This window comes from Mesorhizobium huakuii, assembly GCF_030160235.1.
GTDB classification, from domain to species: Bacteria; Pseudomonadota; Alphaproteobacteria; order Rhizobiales; family Rhizobiaceae; genus Mesorhizobium; species Mesorhizobium huakuii.
On the sequence record NZ_BSNY01000060.1, the window covers coordinates 1 to 22,762 of the forward strand.

The 22,762-nt window shown below is 64.0% G+C and carries 19 protein-coding genes and 1 pseudogene; 10 read left to right on the top strand and 10 right to left on the bottom strand.

Going from position 1 to position 22,762, the window contains the following annotated elements:
- Positions 1–5,918, bottom strand: a 5,918-nt coding sequence (locus QQK95_RS30975) for a kinesin (RefSeq protein WP_284278283.1), incomplete at its 3' end; no start/stop codon positions are given.
- A gap of 271 nt (positions 5,919–6,189) precedes the next feature.
- Between QQK95_RS30975 and QQK95_RS30980 the strand changes: the two genes are divergently transcribed.
- The 3 genes from QQK95_RS30980 (at position 6,190) to QQK95_RS30990 (ending at position 8,092) form a co-directional block, all read left to right on the top strand.
- Positions 6,190–6,558, top strand: coding sequence for an Hpt domain-containing protein (locus QQK95_RS30980; protein ID WP_096446444.1), 369 nt, complete (start codon positions 6,190–6,192; stop codon positions 6,556–6,558).
- Between the two features lie 99 nt (positions 6,559–6,657).
- Positions 6,658–6,978, top strand: coding sequence for a 2Fe-2S iron-sulfur cluster-binding protein (locus QQK95_RS30985; protein ID WP_010909663.1), 321 nt, complete (start codon positions 6,658–6,660; stop codon positions 6,976–6,978).
- A gap of 82 nt (positions 6,979–7,060) precedes the next feature.
- On the top strand, positions 7,061–8,092 hold the full coding sequence (locus QQK95_RS30990) for an NAD(P)/FAD-dependent oxidoreductase (protein ID WP_284278284.1): 1,032 nt from the start codon (positions 7,061–7,063) through the stop codon (positions 8,090–8,092).
- A 9-nt stretch (positions 8,093–8,101) separates the two neighbouring features.
- On the opposite strand, the gene QQK95_RS30995 is transcribed toward QQK95_RS30990, so the two are convergent.
- Positions 8,102–9,583, bottom strand: coding sequence for an MDR family MFS transporter (locus tag QQK95_RS30995; protein WP_409371721.1), 1,482 nt, complete (start codon positions 9,581–9,583; stop codon positions 8,102–8,104).
- A 228-nt stretch (positions 9,584–9,811) separates the two neighbouring features.
- Positions 9,812–10,435: a DUF922 domain-containing Zn-dependent protease gene (locus QQK95_RS31000; RefSeq protein WP_284278289.1), complete on the bottom strand. Its 624-nt coding sequence runs from the start codon at positions 10,433–10,435 to the stop codon at positions 9,812–9,814.
- A gap of 115 nt (positions 10,436–10,550) precedes the next feature.
- Between QQK95_RS31000 and folP the strand changes: the two genes are divergently transcribed.
- The 3 genes from folP (at position 10,551) to folK (ending at position 12,366) form a co-directional block, all read left to right on the top strand.
- Positions 10,551–11,435 carry a dihydropteroate synthase gene (gene folP / locus QQK95_RS31005; protein ID WP_284278291.1) on the top strand — a complete coding sequence of 295 codons (885 nt, stop codon included), beginning with the start codon at positions 10,551–10,553 and terminating at the stop codon, positions 11,433–11,435.
- Between the two features lie 75 nt (positions 11,436–11,510).
- Positions 11,511–11,870, top strand: coding sequence for a dihydroneopterin aldolase (folB, locus tag QQK95_RS31010; RefSeq protein WP_284278293.1), 360 nt, complete (start codon positions 11,511–11,513; stop codon positions 11,868–11,870).
- Entirely contained in the window at positions 11,854–12,366 is a 513-nt protein-coding gene (gene folK / locus QQK95_RS31015; RefSeq protein WP_284278294.1) for a 2-amino-4-hydroxy-6-hydroxymethyldihydropteridine diphosphokinase, read from the top strand. Before folB ends, folK begins: the two co-directional genes overlap by 17 nt.
- A gap of 3 nt (positions 12,367–12,369) precedes the next feature.
- Here folK and QQK95_RS31020 read toward each other — a convergent pair whose 3' ends face one another.
- Both QQK95_RS31020 and QQK95_RS31025 read right to left on the bottom strand, forming a co-directional pair.
- Positions 12,370–12,915: a DUF924 family protein gene (locus tag QQK95_RS31020; RefSeq protein WP_284278296.1), complete on the bottom strand. Its 546-nt coding sequence runs from the start codon at positions 12,913–12,915 to the stop codon at positions 12,370–12,372.
- Positions 12,916–12,930: 15 nt separating this feature from the next.
- On the bottom strand, positions 12,931–14,766 hold the full coding sequence (locus tag QQK95_RS31025) for a monovalent cation:proton antiporter-2 (CPA2) family protein (RefSeq protein WP_284278297.1): 1,836 nt from the start codon (positions 14,764–14,766) through the stop codon (positions 12,931–12,933).
- A gap of 160 nt (positions 14,767–14,926) precedes the next feature.
- On the opposite strand from QQK95_RS31025, the gene QQK95_RS31030 reads away from it, so the two are divergent.
- The 3 genes from QQK95_RS31030 to QQK95_RS31040 all read left to right on the top strand — a co-directional run bounded on the left by QQK95_RS31030 (position 14,927) and on the right by QQK95_RS31040 (position 17,630).
- On the top strand, positions 14,927–15,916 hold the full coding sequence (locus QQK95_RS31030; protein ID WP_284278305.1) for an AraC family transcriptional regulator: 990 nt from the start codon (positions 14,927–14,929) through the stop codon (positions 15,914–15,916).
- A gap of 59 nt (positions 15,917–15,975) precedes the next feature.
- Complete coding sequence (locus QQK95_RS31035) at positions 15,976–17,184, top strand: MFS transporter (protein ID WP_284278299.1); 1,209 nt, start codon at positions 15,976–15,978, stop codon at positions 17,182–17,184.
- Positions 17,185–17,363: 179 nt separating this feature from the next.
- A complete protein-coding gene (locus QQK95_RS31040; RefSeq protein ID WP_019858327.1) occupies positions 17,364–17,630 on the top strand; it encodes a hypothetical protein in 267 nt (88 codons plus the stop codon).
- A gap of 89 nt (positions 17,631–17,719) precedes the next feature.
- Here QQK95_RS31040 and QQK95_RS31045 read toward each other — a convergent pair whose 3' ends face one another.
- From QQK95_RS31045 to QQK95_RS31060, 4 genes are all read right to left on the bottom strand, one after another.
- Positions 17,720–18,271, bottom strand: coding sequence for a hypothetical protein (locus QQK95_RS31045; protein ID WP_284278301.1), 552 nt, complete (start codon positions 18,269–18,271; stop codon positions 17,720–17,722).
- A 123-nt stretch (positions 18,272–18,394) separates the two neighbouring features.
- Positions 18,395–19,480, bottom strand: coding sequence for a YcjF family protein (locus QQK95_RS31050; protein ID WP_284278302.1), 1,086 nt, complete (start codon positions 19,478–19,480; stop codon positions 18,395–18,397).
- Positions 19,477–20,952, bottom strand: a complete 1,476-nt coding sequence (locus QQK95_RS31055; RefSeq protein WP_284278303.1) for a YcjX family GTP-binding protein — start codon at positions 20,950–20,952, stop codon at positions 19,477–19,479. Before QQK95_RS31055 ends, QQK95_RS31050 begins: the two co-directional genes overlap by 4 nt.
- A 162-nt stretch (positions 20,953–21,114) precedes the next feature.
- Positions 21,115–21,618, bottom strand: a complete 504-nt coding sequence (locus QQK95_RS31060) for a SixA phosphatase family protein (protein ID WP_284278304.1) — start codon at positions 21,616–21,618, stop codon at positions 21,115–21,117.
- A gap of 245 nt (positions 21,619–21,863) precedes the next feature.
- Here QQK95_RS31060 and dksA point away from each other — a divergent pair, with 245 nt between their 5' ends.
- Positions 21,864–22,280, top strand: coding sequence for an RNA polymerase-binding protein DksA (gene dksA / locus QQK95_RS31065; RefSeq protein ID WP_010909647.1), 417 nt, complete (start codon positions 21,864–21,866; stop codon positions 22,278–22,280).
- Positions 22,281–22,433: 153 nt separating this feature from the next.
- Here the strand turns inward: dksA and QQK95_RS31070 are convergent.
- Positions 22,434–22,762 (bottom strand): annotated as a pseudogene (locus QQK95_RS31070) (hypothetical protein); the annotation flags it as partial.

Consider the following 22,762-nt stretch of genomic DNA (forward strand, 5'->3'; position numbering starts at 1 on the left):
CGGCGCGGCGGCTCGGCGGGACGTGCCGCCGGCGCTTGCGGCGCCGGGCGCAGATTGCGTGGCTCCGAGGCGTCGCCGCCGCCGCGGCCGGACTTCGCGACGATGTCCGAAAGCTCCTTCAGGGCGTTGATCTGCTCGGAAACGGCGCGGCGGATGGCAGAGGTCGATTCCTTTGCCTCTTCCGGCATCTCGATGACGCCTTTCTTGAGCTCGGCGCGGGTGAGGTCGAGTTCGCTCTTGATCGAACCCGCGGTGCGCCGCATCTCCTCGGTCGCGTCGGCGAAGCGCTTGGTCGCCGAATCGACCACGTCGGTGATGGCGTTGCGGATCTTGTCGGCCGATTCCATCGTCTTGCCTTCGGCGTTCTGCAGCGTCTGGCCGACGAGGTTTTCGAACGAGCGCATGACCCTTTCGAGATCCTCCGACTTCTTGACCAGGCCGACGGCGAGGTCTTCGAGCGACGACTGCCTTTCCAGCGTGTGCTCGAGGTTGCTCTGGGCCGAGCTCAACAGGTCCGAGGCGCTGGCCAGCAGGCGGCTATGTTCATCGAACTTGGTGGCGATCGAGGCCACTTCGCGCAAGGTCGACGATGACAGTTCCGTCAGCCTTGTGGTGTTCGAATCGACCAGACGCGCCGAGCTGGCGAAGGTCTGCGCCGCCTTTTCGGTTGTGGCCGCGAAGCTCTGCGTGCTGCCGGTCAGGCGTTCGTCGACCTGGCCGAGATTGACCGCGGCCTGCTCGATCAGCTGGCCGAGCTGCGAGCTGGATGTGGTCATGCGGCCGATGAGATCGGCAACGCTGTCGGACAGCGACGAGCGGGCGCCTTCGACCGCCGACAAGGTCTCGGCGGTGCGGCTGGCGAGTGCGTTGACCAGGGCAGCATTTTCGCTGCGCAGCTTCTCGGTGGCGCGCTCGGTGACCTCTTCCATGCTCTTTTGCAGTTCCGAACCGCCCTGGGCGAAGCGCTCGACCAAAGGGCGCGCGGTTTCGTCGAGGATCTTCGACATCTCGGCCGACCGGGCCGCGAGCATGGTGTTGAGTTCGCGGGTGTTGGCGCCGATCGTCTTGGCGGCATCGTTGGTGCTCTGGCCGATATGCTGGCCAACAGCGGTGAAGGTCTCGGCGATCACATTGGCGCGCGAGACGAGTTGCGCCTCGGCGCTCGACACCTGCTCGTTGAGCCTCTGGCCCATTGTTTCGGTGGTGTAGGCGAGGCGGTTCTCGACGCTGGCGATCTGCTCCTCGACGCGGGCGGCCGCGGCCGCCGCGCTCGACGCAAGACGCTCGTCCGCGCCGGCAAGTGCCTGCTCGATTTCGCGGGCGTGCACGGCCAGTTCCTGGCCGGTCTGGCGCGCACGGTCGGCGACCCTCTGCTCGGTGCTGGCGAAAGCCCCGACGATGGTCTGCGCATGCTCGCCGATCGTCGAAGAGCTGTCGGCGATGCGCGAGACCAGACGCTGGTCGGCCTCGTCGAAGATGCGGCCGATTTCGGACGCGCGGTTGGACAGCGCGTCCGAACCTTCGGCGATGCGCGAGACCAGTTGCTGGTCGGCGGCATCGAAGATGCGGCCAAGGTCCGACGCGCGGGCGGCCAGCGCCTCGGCGGATTCGCCGATGCGCATGCCGAGCCGCTGGTCGGCGCTTTCGAAGTTGCGCAGGATGTCGCCGGCGCGGGCGGCCAGCGACTGCGCCGTCTCGATGGCGCGGGCGACCAGTTTCTGGTCGGCCGCGTCGAACGTGCCGGCAATCTCGCTTGCACGGGCCGCCAGATGATCCGCGGTATCCTGAGCCCGGGCAGCCAGCTGATCGGCGGTTTCCTGGGCGCGGGCGGCGAGCTTCTGGTCCGCGAGCTCGAAGGTGCCGGCGATCTCGCCGGCGCGGGCGGCCAGCTGATCGGCGGTTTCGTGGGCACGCGCCAGCAGCGAACTGGAGGTGTCGTCCGCACGGGCCAGCAAGGCGTTGGACGTATCTTCGGCACGGGCGTGGAGGCGACGATCGGCTTCCTCGAAGGTGCGGGCGATGTCTTCGGCTCGTGCCAAAAGCGCGGCGGAGGTCTGTTCGGCGCGCTCAGCGATCTTGCGGTCGGCGTCGCTGAAGGCCGCACCGGCCTGCTCATGCAGGGTGCTGGTGACTTCCAGGACCTTTTCGCGCAAGGCGCCGGCGACGAAGACCGCGCTCTTTTCGAGCACGCTGCGGACATTGTCGACGCCGGTCGAGAGCGCGCGCTCCATGGTTCCTGCGCGTTCCTCGATGATGCCTGTCTGACGGCTGAACGCCTGCTCGATCTTCTCCACGTCGGCGGCGATCGCGGCCGAAATGTCGGTGCTCCTGGCGGCGATCTGGTCGATGTGGCCGGCCAGCGAGCGGTCGACTTCCTTGCGGGTCTCGGCGAGCTTGCCGAGATCGTCTTCCAGCGCGCGGCTCAGCATGTTGCGGCCTTCGGCCAGCTTGCCGACATGACCGGCGATGACGCCGTCGATATCGCCACGGCTTTCGCTCAGCTTCTGCAGGTCGGCCTCGAGGGCGCGCTTGAGAATATCGCGACCTTCGGCGAGCTTCTCCACCTGGCCGGCGACCAGACCGTCGATGCTCGAACGGCTCTCGGCCAGCTTGGCGAGATCGGCTTCGAGGGCGCGTTTGAGAACGTCGCGGCCTTCGGCCAGTTTCTCCACCTGGCCGGCGACCAGGCCGTCGATGCTGGAGCGGCTTTCGGCGAGCTTGGCAAGATCGTCCTCGAGCGCCCTGGACAGGGTCGAGCGCTCCTGGACAAGCCTGTCGGCGTGGCTGCTGACCAGGCCGCTGACGCTTTCGAGGTCGGCCTCGAGGGCTCGCGCGAACTGTGCGCGGTCATCGACAAGCTTCTGCGACTGGTCGGCGACTGCGCCTTTGATTGTGTTGAGGTCGGTTTCCAAAGCCCTCTTGAGGATATCTCGGCCCTCGGCGAGCTTCTCGACCTGGCCGGAAACCAGCCCGTCGATGCTCGACCGGCTCTCGGCGAGCTTGGCAAGATCGTCTTCCAGCGCCCTGGACAGCGTCGAGCGATCCTGCGCCAGCTTTTCGCCATGGCTGTTGACGAGGCTGTTGACGCTTTCGAGATCGGCTTCCAGCGCCCTGGCGAACTGGGCGCGGTCGTCGACCAGCTTCTGCGACTGGTCGGCAACGGTGCTCCTGATGGTATTGAGGTCGGCTTCGAGCGCGCGCTTGAGAATGTCGCGGCCCTCGGCCAGCTTCTCGACCTGACCAGCGACCAGCCCGTCGATGCTGGAGCGGCTGTCGGCCAGCTTGGCGAGGTCGTCCTCAAGAGCCTTCGACAAGGTCGAACGATCCTGAACGAGCCTGTTCATGTGGTCGGCGATGACGCTGTTGACATTCTGCAGGTCGGCTTCAAGGACCCGCGAAAGCTGCCCGCGATCCTCCGCCAGCTTTTCCGACTGGCTCGATATGACACCCTTGATGGTGTTGAGGTCCGATTCCAGCGCGCGCTTGAGGATGTCGCGGCCTTCGGCCAGCTTCTCGACCTGACCGGCGACGAGGCCGTCGATGCTCGAGCGGCTTTCGGCCAGCTTGGCAAGGTCGGCTTCGAGCGTCTGCGACAGCAGGCTGCGGTCGTTGGCGAGCTTGACCGAATGATCGTCAAGCAAGCCCCTGATGCCCGAGAGGTCCGTCTCGAGCGAACGGCCGAGTTGGCTGCGGTCTTCCACCAGCTTTGCCGAATGCGCCTCGATCAGGGCCTTGATGCCGGCTATATCGGTTTCCAGGGCCTTGGCGAGCACCGCGCGGCCCTCGGCGATCTTCTCGACCTGACCGGCGACCAGCCCGTCAATGCTGGCGCGGCTGTCGGACAGTTTGCCGAGGTCGGCTTCCAGGGCGCGCGACAGGATGTTGCGGCCCTCGGCGAGTTTTCCAACATGGCCGGCGACCATTTCATCAATGATCGTACGGGCTTGCACGAGTTTTCCAGAGTCTTCGTTGAGAGCCAGCGCAAGCCGGTTGCGGCCTTCTTCCAGCCTTTCGAGATGGCTGCCGAGCGACGCGTCGATGGCCGCACGCGATTCGTTGACCTTGCGCAGATCCTCTTCGAGGGCGCGCGCGATCAGGCTGCGGCCTTCGGCCAGCTTCTGCACCTGGCTGGTCACCGCGGCGTCGATGCCGGCGCGGCCTTCGGCGAATTTCTCCAGGTCTGCGTGCATGGCGGCCGCCATGCGCTCGCGGCTTTCGGACAGCTTGCGGCTGTGGTTTTCGACGGCTTCCTCGATGCCGAGGCGGGCGTCGGCAAGCCGCTGGATATCGCTGTCGAAGGAGCGCGAGACGACATGACGCGCCGCTTCCATGCGACCGGCAAAGTCGCTGGCGCGGGCCTCCAGCATGCTCGATGTCGAGGTGACGATGTCGGCCATGTCGGCGCCGATCTGCGTCTTGCCCTGATCGATCATCGCGGCCAGCGTGTCCTTGCTCTCGGCGAAGGTGTGGGCGATTTCGCGGGCGCGCTCGACCAGCGTCTCGTTGATCTGGCGGGCACGGGCCTCGAGCGCGGCGTTGAGCTTCTGCGTGCCGGTGTCGAGCGCTTCGGCGCGGGTCTGGAATTCGCTGATCAGGGCCTGGCCGCGTTCGGCCAGCGTGCGCTCGATGCCGTTGAGGCTGGCTTCGAATTCCGAATTGAGGGTGCGCGCGGCGCCGCCGAGCAGCGAAACCATGCCGGTCGTGCGATCGTCGAGCAGATCGGTCAGCGACCGCGTCAGTCCGTCCGTCGTATCCGTCAGCTTGGCAATGCGCGTGTCGAGCAGGCTGGCGAAGGCCTCGCCGGAGGTCGACAGCCTGTCGGTGATGGTGTCGAGCCGGCCTTCGACTGAATCGAAGATCGACATCGAGCTTTCATTGATGCGGTCGATGAGCGTGTCGCCGGAATTGGTGATCGTCATCGACAGCTTGGTCGAGGCATTGAGGATCGAGTCGCGGATGATGTCGCTGGCGGCACCGATCTCATCCCTGAGCGTCTCATGCGCACCAGCGATCGAGGCGCGGACGCGCTCGGCATGGGTGACGACCGCCTCGCGCTCGCTGCCGAGCCCGTCGACGAGCGAACGGATGCGGGTTTCGTTTTCCGAATAGGAGCGCTCGATCTGGTTGACTTCGCTGTGGACCAGCGTTTCCAGCTCCACGGCGCGGGCCAGCGTGCGTTCGATGCCTTCGCCCATGGCCGCCACCTCGCGGCGAACGGCCTGGCCGATCATCATGACGCGATCCTGTGCCATGTTTTCCGGCTCGGTCAGGCGGAAGGCCACTTCCGTCATCGACTGGGCGGCGATGCGCATGTCCTGGGCGCGGCGAATCATGGCCGCGAAGGCCCAGAACAGAATGATCGGCACGATCGCCGCGACGGCGAGGCCAATCAGCTCGGGACGGGCGAGGAACTGGTCGAGCGTGCGGATCCTCCAGATGCTCGGTCCGAACAGCAGGTTGGCGAGCCCGCCGGCGCCCGCGATCCAGGCGAGCGAGACAAAGGCAACGATCCAGTAGACGGTGTTGGACGCGCGCCTGTTCAAGCTGTGCAGGAGGGTCTTGTAATCCTTCTGGCGATCGTCATTGGCCGGCGCAAAGCCCGAGGGCTGCGTGCCATTGCCACTGCGTGTCTCCACGGGGCGCAGTTCGGCGGGCTTGGCCTTCGGCGCGGAATTCGCGGCCTGATTGGCAATGGGGGCTGCTTGATTGGCGGCGGGTGCCGGCTTCTGGTTGCGTCCCTCGCGTGCCAGCTCGTCGGCGGCCTGGGATATCTGCGCTTCCAGATCTTCCATCGAAGCCGCGATGTCGAGATCGCCGCTGCCGATATCGCCGCTGAGGTCGAGATCGAGCGCTTTTTCCAGTTCCCTGGCCACGTCGCTGTCGAGATTTCTCGTCGTCGTCGTTGGTTTCTTTGCCATGCCTTCGCTACCCTGTACTAGCTGCCGCGGGCTTATAATTGTCGTTATCGTACCCCCGCGCAGGAGGCTGAAAATGGACCCTCGTATCGTAATGACACAGGGGGGTAAAGAAAACATGCATTCCGCCGGATACGTAAAACTTTAAATATAAGGTTAACGGAACCGTGATCCGGGCGCCGTTTTCGCAACATTTTTCCGGGTCACTCATTAACCCGTTGTCCATTGGATTCGCCTAGCTTTTCAGGCGGCCGAAGAAACGGAGTTCGAGTTCATGCGTGGCGAAAGCGGCATTGCCTTCTCAATGCCCGGAGGCGACGTCTCGGGAACCAGGCAGTCCCGACCGGTCGATTTGGCACACCTGGCCCGGCAGACGATGGGCGACCGCGCCCTCGAGCAAGAGGTGCTGGCGCTGTTTGTACAGCAGGCGCTGTCGGTACGCGACAAAATAGTCGATGCCGACCTCAAGGATCGGCTTCTGCTGGCGCATGGATTGAAGGGGTCTGCTCGCGGCGTCGGCGCCTTTGCCATTGCCGATTGTGCCACAGAGATCGAGCGGCGACCGGAAGACGGCCAGACCCTCAAGCGGCTCGGCAAACTAATCGACGAAGTGCGCGATTTCATCGCCGCCATCAATCGCTGACCCGGTTTGTGGAAATACGTCACGGAGCGGCGCTTTCGCGCGGCAGTTGACTTGTCTGCCGGAGTGATTATCTCGGGCGAAACTCCCTTCAGGTGACAAATGACCAAGCTGACCTTCATCGCCCATGACGGCACACAATTCGACGTGGACGCCGAAAACGGCTCGACGGTCATGGAAAACGCCATCCGCAACGCTGTGCCGGGGATCGAGGCGGAGTGCGGTGGCGCTTGCGCGTGTGCCACCTGCCATGTCTATGTCGACGAGGCCTGGACGGCGGAAGTCGGCGAGCCGGAAGCGATGGAAGAAGACATGCTGGACTTCGCCTACGACGTCCAGCCGAACTCGCGGCTGTCCTGCCAGATCAAGGTGCGCGACGCGCTCGACGGCCTGGTGGTGCGGGTGCCGGAGCGCCAGGGCTGAAAAGCCGATTTTTCCCGCTGGCGCTTGGCAGCGGGCCAGCGGTCATGCAGTCTCACGCCAATCCAGCAACGAGGCAGGGCGCATGACCGGGATCATCAGCACGGACGTTCTCATTGTCGGGGCAGGGCCTGTCGGTCTTTTCGCCGTGTTCGAGCTCGGCCTGTTCGACATGAAATGCCACCTGATCGATATCCTCGACAAACCCGGCGGCCAATGCGCGGAGCTCTATCCGGAAAAGCCGATCTACGACATTCCCGGCTGGCCCTCGATTTCGGCGCAAGGGCTGGTCGACAAGCTGCTCGAGCAGATCCATCCGTTCAAGCCTGACTTCACCTACAACCGCATGGTCTCCAGCCTCGAAAAGCTGGAGGACGGCAGCTTTCGCGTCACCACCGACGAGAACGAGGTGTTCGAAGCCAAGGTGGTGGTGATCGCCGCCGGCGGCGGCTCGTTCCAGCCCAAACGCCCGCCGATCCCGGGCATCGAGCCCTATGAGGGCAAGAGCGTCTTCTATTCGGTGCGCCGGATGGAGGATTTTCGCGGCCACGACCTTGTCATCGTCGGCGGCGGCGACTCGGCGCTCGACTGGACGCTCAATCTGCAACCGGTGGCAAAAAGCGTGACGCTTGTTCATCGGCGCCCCGAGTTCCGCGCGGCGCCCGACAGCGTCAACAAGATGTATGCCATGCAGGAGATGAAGCAGCTGGCATTCAAGGTCGGCCAGGTGACCGGGCTGACCGGCGCCGACGGCCAGCTGTCATCGGCCACCATCAAGGGCGGTCCGGAAGGCGATATCGAAGTGCCATGCACACGCATGCTGCCCTTCTTCGGCCTGACGATGAAGCTCGGTCCGATCGCGGAATGGGGGCTCAATCTCCACGAGAACCTGATCCCGGTCGACACCGAGAAGTTCCAGACCTCGGTGCCCGGCATTTTCGCGGTCGGCGACATCAACTGGTATCCTGGCAAGCTGAAGCTGATCCTGTCGGGCTTCCATGAAGTCGCGCTGATGGCGCAGGCGGCCAAGCGCATCATCAGCCCCGGTGAACGGATCGTGTTCCAGTACACGACCTCGTCGACAAGCCTGCAGAAGAAGCTCGGCGTGGTGGAGTAAAGAGCGCTTCTATTCCGCGACAACGGGCGCGGCCGCCTCGTCGCGGCCACGCAGCGCCTTTTCCGGCATGAGCATCATCGCGACAAGCGCCAGCACCAGGGTGATGCCGGCGGTGATGAAGATCATCACGAACGGCAACGCCGATGTCAGCTGGATGTGCGTCTGCGAGCCCTCGGCGGAGAGCGGCAGGCCATAGCCGAGCGCGACCGCGCCGAGCAAGGCGACGCCCAGCGCGCCGCCCAGCGTGCGCAGGAAGGTCAGCACGCCGGTCGCAACCCCGAGATGGGTTCGATCGACGGCGTTCTGGATAGAGACGGTCGCGACCGGGAATGTCGTTCCGCTGCCCAGGCCGATCAGGGTGGTCAGGATCTCGACCTCGAGCAGCGAGGCGTGTCCGGCAATGGCACTGAGCACGCCGATGCTGACAATGGCCAAAGCGATGCCGATCATGGCGATGCGCTTGTAGTGCACGAAGCGGGGGATCAGGCGGCCGCTGGAGGCGGCGCCGGCGACCGTGCCGAGCAGAAGGCCGAGCATGGCCATTCCCGATTCGCTGACGGAAAGCCCGATGACGGTTTGCAGATAGACCGGCAGGTAGACCGAGGCGCCGATATTGGCCGCCTGCAGCAGGAACATCGACAGCGCCCCGGCGAGCACGATCGGGTTGCCCAGCACTTCAAGCGAGATCAACGGTTCGGCGGCCCTCAGCAGCCTCAGCGCGAACAGGGTCCAGAACACGGCCGAACCAGCCACCAGACCGAGGATTTCAGGCGAAAACCACGGATAGGTGCTGCCGCCCCAGTTGAGGGCCAGAAGCAAAAGTGCCGTGGCGACAACCAGAAGCACGGCGCCCGCCCCGTCGATGCGGTGATGTTTGGCCGCGATCGGCAGCTTCTTCAGCGGCTTGTTGATGATCGCCATGGCCAGGAGCCCAAGCGGAATGTTGATCCAGAAGATCAGCGACCAGTGCAAATGCTCTGCGAAGGTGCCGCCCAGCAGTGGCCCGGCGATGCTGGCGACGGCCCAGGTGCCCGAGATCCAGGCCGCGTAGCGCGCGCGCTCGCGCGGCGGCACGAGGTCGCCGATCACGGTTTGCGCCAGCGCAAACAGGCCGCCGCCGCCGGCACCCTGGATCGCGCGCCCTATCACCAGCACGAACATGTTGGGGGCCATGGCGCTGACTAGCGATCCGGCGAGGAAGATGAGGATCGCCGCGTAAACGGTCGGGCGGCGGCCATAAACGTCGGAGATCTTGCCGTAGAGCGGTGCCACGGCGGTGGCGGTCAGGAGATAGCCGGTGACCATCCAGGGCAGATACTCGGCGTGGCCGAGCGCTCGCGCGATGGTCGGCATGGCGGGTGCGATGATGGTCTGGTCAAGCGCTGCCAGCAGCATGGACAGGAGAACGCCGCCGATGATGGCGTTTTTCTCGCTTTCGGTCAGCGGCGTGGCGGCAGCCGCCATGGTCTGCTTGTCGACAGCCTGGTCCATGGTCTTGTCCATATGCTTTGCGCGATCCGGGTCGACGATTGGGCTTGCCTCGTGCGTTCGCCGCGCGATCGGTCGTGGTGCTCGTGCCTTGAGGGTTGTGCTTTGCCAACCCGTGATATGTCGTTCCGTTTAGGCCGATTTCGACTGCCGTTCGAAATTTTTCCGACGCTGGCACTATGCTTCGGCCCGGTTGGCTTGCATCGGCGCCATTGAGTGCGCCGACGAAATTCAGGCCGGCGGCGGCAGCTGGCCGCTCTCGATGCGCTGGATGCGATAGCGCATGAGCCGCAGGATACGGCTTTCGAAATTGACGCTCTCGACGCGATCGAACTGCACCTGGGCGCGGTCGTGCCTGGCGAGAATGGCGGCGGTGATCTCGGCCGCCTTGGCCTTGGCCGTACCGCAATCCGCTCGCGGATAGGTCGCCTTCAGCGCGTTTTCCAGCTCGCGGCCATAGTTCTTGGCGATCTCGACATGGCGTTCTTCATGGCGCTTGATGTCGGCCGACAGCGTGTCCCAGAACAGCTTCACGTCGGGATCCGCCTTGCGCGGGCGGCGCCATTCCGGAAGGATGACCTTGACCTTGACTGTCACGGCGGCGTCGGCGATCCGGCAGGAGCCAGCCTGCCTGGCGTAGCTGATACGGGTGGTGAAGGCCATCTGGGTGGCGCCAGGGTGGCGCGAGCCCGTGCTTTTGACCTGCGGCCCATGTTTGGAGAGCTGCTTCTCGATGTCTTCGAGCGTGCTGCCGCCAATGGAAAAATAGCTGTATGTCTTGACAAGATTGGCCGCGCCCGCCGGAACGGCGGTGACGGCAAGCAGCAGTGCGCAAAGCAGGGATCGTTTCATCATATTGCCTCTTTACCCACCTTGCTTTACGGCCGTTGCCGGCGCAACGGAATTGATCCTTTGCGGATCACACATCGTTGATGTGCCCCTGGTTGATGAGCCCCATGGTTGATGAACAATGACGGCGAGGCGATGGCAGCTGGCGCATGGACGTCATCTCGACCTTGGCGGCAAGGCGGTGGTCGTCGGCATCCTCAACGTCACCCCTGACAGCTTTTCCGACGGCGGCCTGTTCGATGCGCCCGGAGCGGCGCTGGCCCAGGCGCGCCGGATGATCGAGGAAGGAGCAGGGATCATCGACGTCGGCGGAGAATCGACCCGGCCTGGTGCCGCCGCCATCTCGGCAAGCGAGGAACAGGCGCGCGTCCTGCCGGTGATCGAGGCGCTGGCGCGCTCCGGTGACGTGCTGATTTCGGTCGACACCTATCGTGCGGACACCGCGCGGCTGGCCGTGGCGGCCGGCGCGCATATCGTCAACGATGTCTGGGGGCTGCAGCGCGAGCCCGACATTGCGCGGGTCGCTGCCGAAACCGGAGCCGGGCTTATCATCATGCATACCGGGCGGGATCGAAAGAAGCTGCCCGACGTGATCGCCGACCAGTTTGCGTTCCTGGAAAAATCGCTGGAGATCGCCCATCGCAACGGCATTGCGGACGATCGTATCGTGCTTGATCCCGGTTTCGGCTTCGCCAAGGAGACGGCTGAGGAAAATCTCGACCTGATGGCGCGGTTTTCCGAGCTTCATGCGCTTGGCTTTCCACTGATGGCGGGCACCTCGCGAAAACGCTTCATCGGCACCGTCACCGGCCGCGATGCGGCAGACCGGGCTGCCGGAACGGCGGCGACCAGCGTTATTCTCAGGCTCAAGGGCGCGCATCTGTTTCGCGTCCACGATGTCGCAATCAACGTGGACGCGCTGGCCATGGCGGATGCTATGCTGGCGCTTGAAAACGCCACATCGGCCCGAAAATCGGAATCGATTTTCGGAAAGCACGATGCGTAGATTCAAAAGTGTTAGAGCGTACTTTGTGCGTCCAAGTGGACGCACAAAGTACGCTCTAGATCGGGACGCTGAGCCATGTATGTCATCCGCCTGAAGAACTGCGCCTTCTTTGCACGGCATGGCGTGCTCGACGAGGAGGAGGCGCTCGGCCAGCGTTTCTATGTCGACGCGGTGCTGTCGGTCGAACCCGGGCGCGCGCTTGTCGACGACGCCATCGAGGAAACCGTCAATTACGGCATTGCCTTCGCGGTGATCGAGAAGATCATCACCGGCGAGCGGCGCTTCCTGATCGAGGCCCTGGCCATGGAAGTGGCAAAGGCGCTGACGGAGCGGTTTCCGCAGATCAGGAGGGCCGAAATCACAGTGCGCAAGCCGAATGCGCCGGTGCCTGGCGTGCTCGATTATGTCGAGGTGACCGTTGTCTGGCCCGAGTAACACCATTTACCTCAGCCTCGGCGGCAATCTGGGCGATCCGGCGGCGTCGATGGCGGCGGCGCTGCGCATTCTCGACGCCGATGCGGACACGCGCGTCACCGCCGTCTCCTCGCTCTACCGCACGCCGCCCTGGGGCAAGCTCGACCAGCCGGATTTCCTCAACGCCGCCGCCGAACTGTCGACCCGTCTCTCGCCGCGGGCGCTGCTCGACCTCTGCCTCGATGCCGAGCGGAAGCTGAAGCGGGTGCGCGAGGAGCGCTGGGGGCCGCGCCTGATCGATATCGACATTCTGGTGTTCGGTGACCGCGTCATCCATGAGACCGGTCTGGAAGTCCCGCATCCGCGCATGCTGGAACGCGCTTTCGTGCTGGCGCCGCTGGCCGAGATCGCGCCGGCTCTTGCCGTCGGCGGGCGAAGCGTGTCGGAACGGCTCGGCGCTGTCGACGCCGCCGGAATCGAGCGGTTGCCGTCCGGCCGGGATTGGTGGCTGGCGTAATGATCAGCCGGAGAATCCGCCTTCGTCGAGAAACGCCTGCTCCTGCGGTGTCGTCTCGCGGCCGAGCATCTTGTTGCGGTGCGGAAACCTGCCGAAGCGCTGGATGATGTCGCGATGTTCCAGCGCGTATTTCAGGTTGAACTCGGCCCTGGCGGTGTGCAGTTCGACCGAAATGTCCTGGTCGGCCAGATTTTCCGCGTGTTCGAACGGCAGATACAGGAACACGCGGACTTCCGGTTCCAGCGCCAGGTCATGCCCGGCAGCGACCGCTTTTTCAGCGAAATGCTTCGCCAGCGGGTCGGTGGCATACATGTGGCCGGTGCCGCGGAAGCAATTGCGCGGAAACTGGTCGAGCAGGATCATCAGCGCCAGCGAACCTTCCGCATGGTCCGACCAGGCGTCGCATTCACGCCGCGCCGCGGCATAGTGCAGGTCGAGAAAGCGGTCGCGGAAATCGGTATCGAAGGCGTCGTTCTTCTCAAACCATGCATCCTCGCCGGCGTCGCGCCAGAATTTGGTGACCGACAGGGCTCTGCTGTCCAATTCCATGCCTGATTCCTCGGTTCAATCGGCTGTTTCGGATTTGTGCAGAACGCCGGCCGTCTCCTCGTTGAGGGCCTGACCGGGGCGGCGCGGCGTGGAGAGCGGTGTCGGAATCGGCGTGCCGATATTGCCCCGCAGGAAGCGCTGGCCGGCGCGAATTCCTTCGGCGAGCTGGGTTTCGAAACGGTCGGTGTCGCGCCGCCTGACGTCCTCGATCGTTTCAGCCACGTCTTCGGGATCAACGCCAAGCGATTCCAGGGCAGAGCCGCCGAAAACCAGTGCCGATTCGAAGGTCTCGCGCAGCTGATAGTCGACGCCGGCGCGAATGAGCTGCAGCGCCGTGCCGCGGTCGAAAGCCCGGGCAAGCACGGTGAGGAGCGGAAATTCGGCCTTGATCAACTGGGCGATGCGAACGGCCGCATCGGCCTTGTCGACGCAGATCAGCACGGCGCGCGCCCGGCCCGCGCCGGCCGCGTGCAGGATATCCAGCCGTGTGCCGTCGCCATAATAGACCTTGAAGCCGAAATCGGCGGCCGCCTGGATCATCTCGACATCATTGTCGATGATCGACACATCGATGCCGCGCAGCAGCAGCGGCTGGCTGGCGATCTGGCCGAAGCGGCCGAAACCGATGATCAGCACGCTGCCGGTCAGGCCGTCGGCGACATCGACCCCGTCGAGCGACTGCTCGTCGCGCGGCGTGACATAGCGCAAGGCGATGATCGCCAGCGGCGTCAGCACCATGGAAATGATGACGATCGCCGTCAGCGTCGCGTTGGCCTGGTTGTCGATAATGCCGACGGCGGCGGCGGCGGAGTAGAGGACGAAGGCGAATTCGCCGCCTTGCGCCATGAAGACCGCGCGTTCTAACGCTTCGCGATGGCCGGTCTTGAGGATGCGGGCGACGATGTAGATGCCAAGCGCCTTCATGACCATGTAGGCGACGACATAGATGGCGATCAGCCTCCAGTTCGCGGCCACCACATGCAGGTCGAGCGACATGCCGACCGCCAGGAAGAACAGACCGAGCAAGATGCCACGGAACGGCTCGATGTCGGCTTCCAGCTGATGGCGAAAGGTCGATTCGGACAAAAGCACGCCGGCCAGGAATGCGCCCATCGCCATCGACAGGCCGCTGAGCTGCATGGCGAGCGCCGATCCAAGCACGACCAGCAGTGCCGCAGCCGTCATCACCTCGCGGGCACGGGCGTCCGCCAGGATGCGGAAGAAGGGGTTGAGCAGATAGCGCCCCGCCAGCACCAGTCCGACGATCGCGGCAAGGCCGATGCCGACCTCGGTCAGCCGCTCCGACAGGCTGGTGTCGGCGCCGCCCGGCGCCAGGAACGCGATCAGGGCCAGCAGCGGCACGATGGCCAGATCCTCCAGCAGCAGGATGGAGACGATGCGCTGGCCTTTCGGCGAAGCGATTTCGCCGCGTTCCTCGAGAAGCTGCATGACGATCGCCGTCGAGGTCAGCACGAAGCCGGCTCCAGCGACGAAGGATTGCGAGACCGGAAAACCGCCGGCCATTCCCACACCGGTTAACAGGACCGCGCAGACGCCGACCTGCAGCGCGCCGAGCCCGAAGATTTCGCGGCGCAGGCCCCAAAGCCGCGACGGCTGCATTTCCAGCCCGATGATGAACAGGAACATGACGACGCCGAGTTCGGCGACGTGGAGGATGGCGCCCGATTCGGAAAAGATGCGAAGACCAAACGGGCCGATCACCACGCCGGCCGCCAGATAGCCAAGGATCGAGCCGAGGCCCATGCGTTTGAAGATGGGGACGGCGACGACGCCCGCGGCAAGCAGCGCCACCACCTGAATGAGATCGCTGCCTGACGTTTCCGCTGCCATGCCTCTTGTCCCTGTGTCCGACAGCACTCCTTGCATGCAGTTGGAGCGGGAGGCAAGGGCGAGGAGCCTGCCAGGACGGGTAGGTGACGTTGAAGCTTTTCCCCTGGTGGAACAACGGTTCTCGCTTGCCCGCCGGACGATTAGTATCTACATCGGTAGGATGACTGACCATTCGTCCCGGCCGTCTCCGCCGCCACATATTCCGATGGATGCGCTCAGCGAAGTCCTACAAGACTTTCGCTTGAGTGGCGTCAACTATGGCCGCTGCGAACTCCGACATCCTTGGAGCATAGAATTTCCGCAACAATCGCTGCTTCGTTTTCACTTTGTCGGTCTGGGGCCATGCTGGATCCACACCGAGGCGCAGGGATGGCAGGAGTTGCGCGATGGCGACCTGGTGCTGCTGCCGCAAGGCATCGCCCATCGGCTGGCCAGCGCGCCGGACGTTGCAGGCGGCTCGCTCGATGATTGCCGGGTGACCAAGGTGGGGAGCAACGTCTGCGAAGTCGTCCGGGAAGGCAAGGGCGCGACAAGCACCCTTTTCTGCGGCTCAATGGCCTTGGGCGCCTGTGCGTTAAACCCGTTGATCACGCTAATGCCACCTATCATCAAGGGGTGCGACGTGGCCGGCAATGACCCGGTCGTTGGTCCTTTGCTGGCGGCCATGACCGCGGAGGCCGCGCAACCGCAGATGGGCAGCGCCACCATCTTGTCGCGTATGGCGGACTTGCTGACAGCCCGGCTCATTCGCTGCTGGGTCAATTGCACTGGGGCTTCGACCACCGGTTGGCTCGCCGCCATCCGCGACCCCCATATTGGCCGCGTTCTGGCAGCCATGCACAGAGACCCCGGCCATAACTGGACGCTCGAAAGCCTTGCCAGCCTGGCAGGCCAATCGCGCTCGATTTTCGCCGAGCGCTTCAGCGCTGTGTTGGGAGAGGGCGCGGCACGCTATCTCGCCCGTCTGCGCATGCAGCTTGCCCGCGAGTTGTTGGGACAAAACGGCTTGTCGGTGGCCGAGGTCGCCACCCGCCTGGGCTATGATTCCGAGGCATCCTTCGCTCGCGCCTTCAAGCGCATCACCAATGTCTCGCCGGGCGTTGTGCGCCGCACAATTCCCGGACGAATAGACATGGATTTCGGATTTTGAGATACATATCATCCGACAGGACTCGTTTATGAAGATCTCCAAACTTTGGAGATCTTTCCGTGACTGACACAACATTACAACTTGAAGACGCGGCGGTAGACGTTGATGCCGCTGGGCCGGCCGCGTGGAGCGCAACCACCTGGTTCGCGGTCATTTCATTGGCCGCCACCAGCTTTGCCTTGGTGTCGGCCGAATTCCTGCCGGCAGGTCTGCTGACGCCAATGGCGCGCGATCTCGGCATCAGCGAAGGAACGGCCGGACAGGTCGTCACCGCCACAGCTTCTGTCGGCGCCGTAACGGCCATGTTGAGCAATGTTCTCATCGGCCGACTGAACCGCAAGACGGTGCTGGTTGGCCTCATGGCCCTGGCGGTCGCTTCCAATATTCTTGCGGCGCTGGCGCCCAATTTCTGGCTGTTGTTGCTAGGCCGGGCCGGGCTGGGAATCGCTCTCAGCGCTTTCTGGGCACTTTCGGTCGCCGTAGTGGCGAGGCTGGTTGGCGCCAATGCGACTGGGCGGGGCATGGCTATCGTCACCCTCGGCGTCTCGCTCGCAACCATTGCCGCACCGTCGATGGGCGCGTTGATCAGCGACTGGCTGGGTTGGCGCAGCGCCATGGCCATGACAGCGGGATTGGCCTTGCTTGCCATGTTGCTGCAGTTGCTTAGCCTGCCGTCTTTGCCTGCAACGGCAAGCAATAGTCTTGCAGACGTCCTTCGGCTGACACGGCGGCGTGGCATTCAACTTGGTATGCTTGCTATCCTTTTGTTGATGACGGGGCATTTTGCCGGCTCGGTCTATGTGCGCCCCTTTCTCGAACATGTGACGCTCCTCGGAACCGGGCCAATTGCCCTGGCGTTGCTCGGATTTGGCATCGCCGCGGTGATCGGTAATATTGCCGGCGGCCGCATGGCCGACGCCAATATCCGGGTGGCTCTCGTGGCTACCGCCGCATTGATGGCCTTCGCGGCGCTGGCATTGGTGCTTTGGGGCGTGCACATTGGCGTCGCCTTTGGCTTCGCTACGCTGTGGGGCTTCGCCTTCGGCATGGCGCCGGTGGTGCTGCCGACAAATTTGTCTCGCGCGGCGCCGGACGCACTGGAAGCAGCGGGCAGCCTGATGGTCGCCTCTTTTCAGGTCGCCATCACCATCGGCGCGGTTGTCGGCGGCTATGTCGTGGACACCTATGGCCCTACAGCGCCTTTGACCGTGACTGCTATTCTTGCAGCATCGACAGCCGTCTTGGCGCTGCTACAGCCGCGCAGCTGAACTTTGCCGCCGCTCCCACGGTAGCCCGAATCCGGCCCCTGCAATATTGCAGACGCGTTACACAAGTTTACGGCATGCGCGCGTTGCTTGTTGCCACAATCGAAGGCTAAGGACGCTCGGCTTCGGCCATTGGAGGGTGAGCGACGATCAAGTCGCGCCCTTTTGAGGAGATGACTGACATGAAGAAGTTTTTGCTTGTTGCCGTCGGCCTGGCGGTGCTTGCCGGTTCGGCCTGCTCGAAGGCGCCGGAATGCACGGCCGAGATCGCGACCAAGAAGGCGCAGGATATGGCCGCCGCGCTGCAGGAAGCGATCACCAAGGATCCGTCCAAGGCGGCTGACCTGACCGCCAAGGTCCAGGCAGTGACAACCAAGTACCAGGGCACCACGACACTCGCCGACGCCTGCAAGGCGTATGACGAGGTGACGGCTGCCATCAAGGGCTAAGCGCCTGATTCGACTGGTTCAAGGAGGCGGTGGCGATGGGCTGCCGCCTCTTTGCTTTTTGGGGATAGCAGGCAGGCGCGATAATGCGCTCAGTTTGGCGCGATGGAGCCGACTTCCACGGCATCGACGCGCTTCAGGCTCATGCCGATGACCGGCACCAACTGGTCCTGGACGCGTACGGCAACCGTCACGGTCATCGAATTGTCGTCGGGAATGCGGGCCTGCATGACGCCACGCAGCTGATTGCGGTTGATGGTGAAGACCACCTTGCGGGCATCGACGACGTTGCCGCCGATGATGTCGAGGCCTGCACCGGCCGAGCCACCCATGAAGGAGCCCTTGTAGTCGCGGCCCTTGCGCTCGATCTTGGCCGACATCGGCTGGGTGAACATGCCGACCCGGCAGCCGCCATCCAGCGTCATGCCCATTGTGCCGTCCGGCGTGGAGCCGGTGAAGCTGCAGTTGAATTTCGTGCCCTTGTACTTGCCGGCGACGATTTCGCCCGGGCCGACCCATTTGCCTTCGGCCGACTGGAAGAACTGCTTGTCCGGCTCTGCAGCGGAAGCCTCCGAGGCGAGACCGACGACTGCTGTGATCGCAACGGCCAGGGGCAGGACGCTGGACAGAATAACGCTTTTCATCGACGACACCCGGCAACAAAGAGGCTGTTTGGAACCGGTTCGACCATGAAGAAGATTGGTTAATGCTTCGTCACCGCGGGGCCTCGAAACGGCAATGCGCCCATCGCCAGAAAGAACAGGGCGCTATTTGCCGGAGCCTGTGGTTTCGGTGTCCTTCTTGGCGGCAAACGATGTCAATGCCGAGAGGAAATCGCCCAGTCCCGGGCGTTTGGCGGCGCTGAAGGGCAGGGGGCGCGCGGTTTCCATCGCCGCGATGCCGATCCGCGCCGTCATCATGCCGTTGACGACGCCCTCGCCAAGCTTGGCCGAAAGTCGTGCCGCCAGGCCGTGGCCGACGATCTGCTGGACGAAGCTGTCGCCAACGGCGATCGAGCCGGTGACCGCCAGATGGGCCAGCACGCTGCGCGCCAGGCGGAAGAACCCCAGCGTTCCCGGGCGTCCGCCATAGAGTTCCGAGAGACGGCGAATCAGGCGTCCGGCCTCGAATACAACGTAGGCGACATCGACGAGCGCGCGTGGGCTGACCGCCGTCACCAGCGAGACGCGTTTGGCGGCTTCGAGAATCATCACCTTGGCCCTGGCATCGAGGGGACCGAGGATTTCCGCTTCAGCCAGGCGCACCAGATTGCCGCCGTCGATGATTTCGCCACGCAGTTCGGCCAGGGCGCGCCGGCCGGCCGCGGTCTCGGGCTTGGCCGCTACGAAAGCCGAAAGCTCGTCGACCACCGATCGTGCGGCCTTGGGGTCGTCGCGCGCGATGGCATCGAGCGCGCGTTTTTGCAGTTTTTCGACTTCGGCAAGGCGGGCGATCGCCAGGAATTCGCGAATCAGGATCACCACGAGCGCCAATACGGCGATCGCCGCCATGCCGGCGGCCAGCCAGCCCAGCCATTCGGCGCGGGCGAAGAGATCGCGGATCAGCTGGTCGGTCCACAGGCCGACAGCCAGCGAAACCAGCACGCTGATCGCGCCGAAGAAGATGCTGCCGAACAACGAGCGTCTCCTGGGAGCGACCGCCGGCGGCGGTTCGGCGGCCACGATGTCGGGTTCGTCGAAGACGTCGACCTCGGCCGGTATGACCAGCGCGACATCGGCCTTCATCACACGAGGCTTGCGCGAGAGCTCGGCCTGGCGCGCCTTTGGCGTGTCTTGCGTTGGCGCGGCTTCCGGCTCGATGCGGAAGGCCGCCGGCTTGCGGGGCGCGGTCATGCCAGATGGTCTCCGATCAGGAACTGCAGGGCGCGGTCGAGCCTGATATGCGGCAAAGACAGCGTGACGCCTTCGGCCGTGCGTTCGAGTTTAGGCGGGCGGAATCGGACAAAGCGGATTGCCGGGTCCGTTGAATCCTGCCTGTGATCAGGCCCGGAGACGTCGAACACCGCATCAATCTTCTCCGGTAAGTCACCGGGAAATATGGCAGTTTCGGTCTTTCCATCGAACGTTTCGCCGTTGATCCTCTCGCCGGCGATCGGCGTGCCGATGATGACAGGCAACGTCTCGCGGCCTTGCTTGACCGTGCCTTCGCGGGTCGCGCGCACCGCCGCCATGGCGACCACGTCGACGTCGGCGCCGGTAAAGTTCGCCCTTGCCACGGCACGGTCGGCCAGTCGCCGCACGATCGCCTGCAATCGGTCATGGCTTTCGTGGTGCAGGTGATCGGCCTTGGTCGCTGCGACCAGGATGCGATCGATGCGTCGTGAAAAGAGGTCGGTCAGGAAGCTGCCCCGGCCGGGTCGGAAACAGCTGAGGATCTCGGTCACCGCACGCTCGAGGTCGGCCATGGCGCCTTGGCCGGCGTTCAGCGCCTGCATGGCGTCGATCAGCACGATCTGGCGGTCCAGGCGCGTGATGTGTTCTCGGAAGAACGGTTTCACGACATGCGTCTTGTAGGCCTCGTAGCGCCTCTCCATCATGGCGTGCAGCGATCCCGGGCGCGGACGCCTGTCGAGGCCGGCCAGCGGCGCGAAGGTCAGCGCGGGCGAGCCTTCGAGGTCGCCAGGCATCAGGAAACGGCCGGGCGGCAGCGTCGAAAGTGCGCGCTCGTCGAGCTTGCAGGCCTTGAGATAGGCGGCGAAGCTTTCCGCGAGGCGGCGGGCCGTCATCTCGTCGGCGTCGCCGTTCGGGTCGATTTCCGCCGAGATCGCCCGCCAGGCCCGCGAAAGATCCTCGCGCACCGGCAAAGTGGCCATCTCCATGGCCTCATGTGAAAAATCGACGAAGGATTTGCCGAGCAGCGGCAGGTCAAGCAGCCATTCGCCGGGATAATCGACGATGTCGACCGACAATTTGCCTGAAGAGAACATACGGCTCCAGCCGGAGGCCGATTCGTATTCGATGGTCAGCCGCAGTTCCGAAATGGCGCGGGTGGAATCGGGCCAGACACGGTCGTTGACCAGTGCGGCGATATGATCCTCGTACTGGAAGCGCGGCACGGCGTCGTCAGGCTGCTCTTCCAGGAAGGCGCGCGCGATACGCCCGGATTTCTGGGCCTCGAACAGCGGCAGGCGGCCGCCATGGACCAGATTATGGACCAGCGCGGAGATGAACACCGTCTTGCCGGCGCGCGAAAGGCCCGTAACACCCAGCCGCAGTGACGGAGAAAAAAGCCCGGTGGCGCGTCCCGACAGCGTATCGAGGGCAATTCTTGCCTCGTCGGTGAAGGTGGTCAGCGATGATGCCAAAATGTGATCTCTCGGGCTTGGGTCCGTCCGATATAGGCGTTGGAACCCGGCTTTGAAATGGCGCCGGAAATCGATGCCGAAGCAATTCCAGGAAAAGTGCGGATCGGTTTTCCGGGAAAAGCGCATAGCGCTTTCCCTTGGAAATCGCGCCAAAACAGAGGTTTAGAGATCGGCCGGTGTCAGGAACGCTTCGAGATAGCCCGTTTCCTGGGCCGCCTTCGTCAGGTCGTCGAGGAAACGTACGACCGCCAGGCCCGAGGTCGGGAACCCATGGTTGAGCATGGCCCGCGCGGTCTCATCGCCATCGCCTGACACGGCCATGGCAAGATCCTCCGTCATCGGATTGTGGCCTATGACCAGCAGTGACCCCGCCCCGCCATGTTCCCGGATGAGGTGGAGATAGCCGGCCGCGTCTTCGCTGTAGAGCGTGTCGAAAAACAGCACCTTGCCGGTGTCGGTCTGGCCGGCCAGCCCTTCGAGCGTTTCCCTGGCTCGCCGGGCGTTGGAGCACAATGTCAGGTCGGGGACGTAGCCACGGGAGCGCATGGCAGCGCCCATCGCCTCGGCATCGGCGCGGCCGGATGCGTCAAGCGGTCGATCGAAATCGCGCATGCCGGGCAGCGCCCAGCCTGCCTTGGCGTGCCGCAACAGATAGAGCCTGCTCACCAAACCTCCGATGATGCCGAAGCCGCGGCACGATTAGCCACAAGAAAGGCGCCGCGCACAATGGCCCCTTGTTCTTCCGCGCAAAGAATCAGCGGCACTTTCTTCATCGAATCAGCGACATCTCGCTGCAACGGGTGCCGCCGGGGCACTTTAACAATTGCGTGAGTCTGTGGCTGATTGCGCTTGTGCAGGCGTCGGGCGGCGAATATATAAGCGCCAAATTTGGGGCAGTTTGGGTGAGTCGAATGAACGACATCGTTACCGCCGATTACGTACCCTCCGAAGACGAGCCGTTCATGAACGAGCGGCAGAAATCCTACTTCCGCCTGAAGCTCGTCACCTGGAAAAATGACATATTGCGCGAAGCGCGCGAAACTCTCGAAATCCTGCAGCAGGAAAACGCCAACCACCCGGACCTCGCCGACCGCGCCTCTTCTGAAACAGACCGCGCCATCGAGCTCAGGGCACGCGACCGTCAGCGCAAACTCATCGCAAAGATCGATTCGGCGCTGCAGCGCATCGACGAAGGCACTTACGGCTATTGCGAGGAGACCGGCGAGCCGATCGCGCTGAAGCGGCTCGACGCCCGTCCGATAGCCACCTTGTCGATCGAAGCGCAGGAACGGCATGAGCGCCGTGAAAAAGTCTATCGCGACGACTGACGCATTGCTTCTGGACTGCTTCTCAAGGCAGTTTCGGTGAAGTTATCGTAAAAAATGGCCGGGTTTCCGGCCATTTTTGTTGGTTGCATCACAAACCCGTTGCAGCAAGCGAAAGCAAACCTCGACCAGATCGCGGGGCGCCTCAGGCACCAATCATCTCTTCTGGCTTGAAAGCTCGCCCAGAAGCCTGGTCATTTCATCGTCGAGCGATTGCGGCGCCTTGGCCACCGGTTTGCCAATAGGGCCGCCGGAGCGCGGCTGGTCAAGCGAAACCTCCAGGTCCTTCATCAGCTCGTCGTCGATGCTCTCCTGCCTTGGCGGTGGCGGTGGCGCGTGCCTGGCGGCATTGGCGTTAGCGGAGCCGTAGGCTGGCAGCGGCGTGACGTTGGCCGATTGATAGGGTTGCGCAACCGGTTTCGGTGCAGGGGCGGGGGCCGGTGGCGGCGCAGCCGGGCGCGGGCGGGCAGGCGGCGCCGCTGCGG

Excerpts from the sequence above, each read along its gene's own strand:
- QQK95_RS30980 (WP_096446444.1), top strand. The coding sequence starts at position 6,190 with ATGCGTGGCGAAAGCGGCATTGCCTTCTCAATGCCCGGAGGCGACGTC.
- QQK95_RS30985 (WP_010909663.1), top strand. The coding sequence starts at position 6,658 with ATGACCAAGCTGACCTTCATCGCCCATGACGGCACACAATTCGACGTG.
- QQK95_RS30990 (WP_284278284.1), top strand. The coding sequence starts at position 7,061 with ATGACCGGGATCATCAGCACGGACGTTCTCATTGTCGGGGCAGGGCCT.
- QQK95_RS30995 (WP_409371721.1), bottom strand. The coding sequence starts at position 9,583 with ATGGACCAGGCTGTCGACAAGCAGACCATGGCGGCTGCCGCCACGCCG.
- QQK95_RS31000 (WP_284278289.1), bottom strand. The coding sequence starts at position 10,435 with ATGATGAAACGATCCCTGCTTTGCGCACTGCTGCTTGCCGTCACCGCC.
- folP (WP_284278291.1), top strand. The coding sequence starts at position 10,551 with ATGACGGCGAGGCGATGGCAGCTGGCGCATGGACGTCATCTCGACCTT.
- folB (WP_284278293.1), top strand. The coding sequence starts at position 11,511 with ATGTATGTCATCCGCCTGAAGAACTGCGCCTTCTTTGCACGGCATGGC.
- QQK95_RS31020 (WP_284278296.1), bottom strand. The coding sequence starts at position 12,915 with ATGGAATTGGACAGCAGAGCCCTGTCGGTCACCAAATTCTGGCGCGAC.
- QQK95_RS31025 (WP_284278297.1), bottom strand. The coding sequence starts at position 14,766 with ATGGCAGCGGAAACGTCAGGCAGCGATCTCATTCAGGTGGTGGCGCTG.
- QQK95_RS31030 (WP_284278305.1), top strand. The coding sequence starts at position 14,927 with ATGACTGACCATTCGTCCCGGCCGTCTCCGCCGCCACATATTCCGATG.
- QQK95_RS31040 (WP_019858327.1), top strand. The coding sequence starts at position 17,364 with ATGAAGAAGTTTTTGCTTGTTGCCGTCGGCCTGGCGGTGCTTGCCGGT.
- QQK95_RS31045 (WP_284278301.1), bottom strand. The coding sequence starts at position 18,271 with ATGAAAAGCGTTATTCTGTCCAGCGTCCTGCCCCTGGCCGTTGCGATC.
- QQK95_RS31050 (WP_284278302.1), bottom strand. The coding sequence starts at position 19,480 with ATGACCGCGCCCCGCAAGCCGGCGGCCTTCCGCATCGAGCCGGAAGCC.
- dksA (WP_010909647.1), top strand. The coding sequence starts at position 21,864 with ATGAACGACATCGTTACCGCCGATTACGTACCCTCCGAAGACGAGCCG.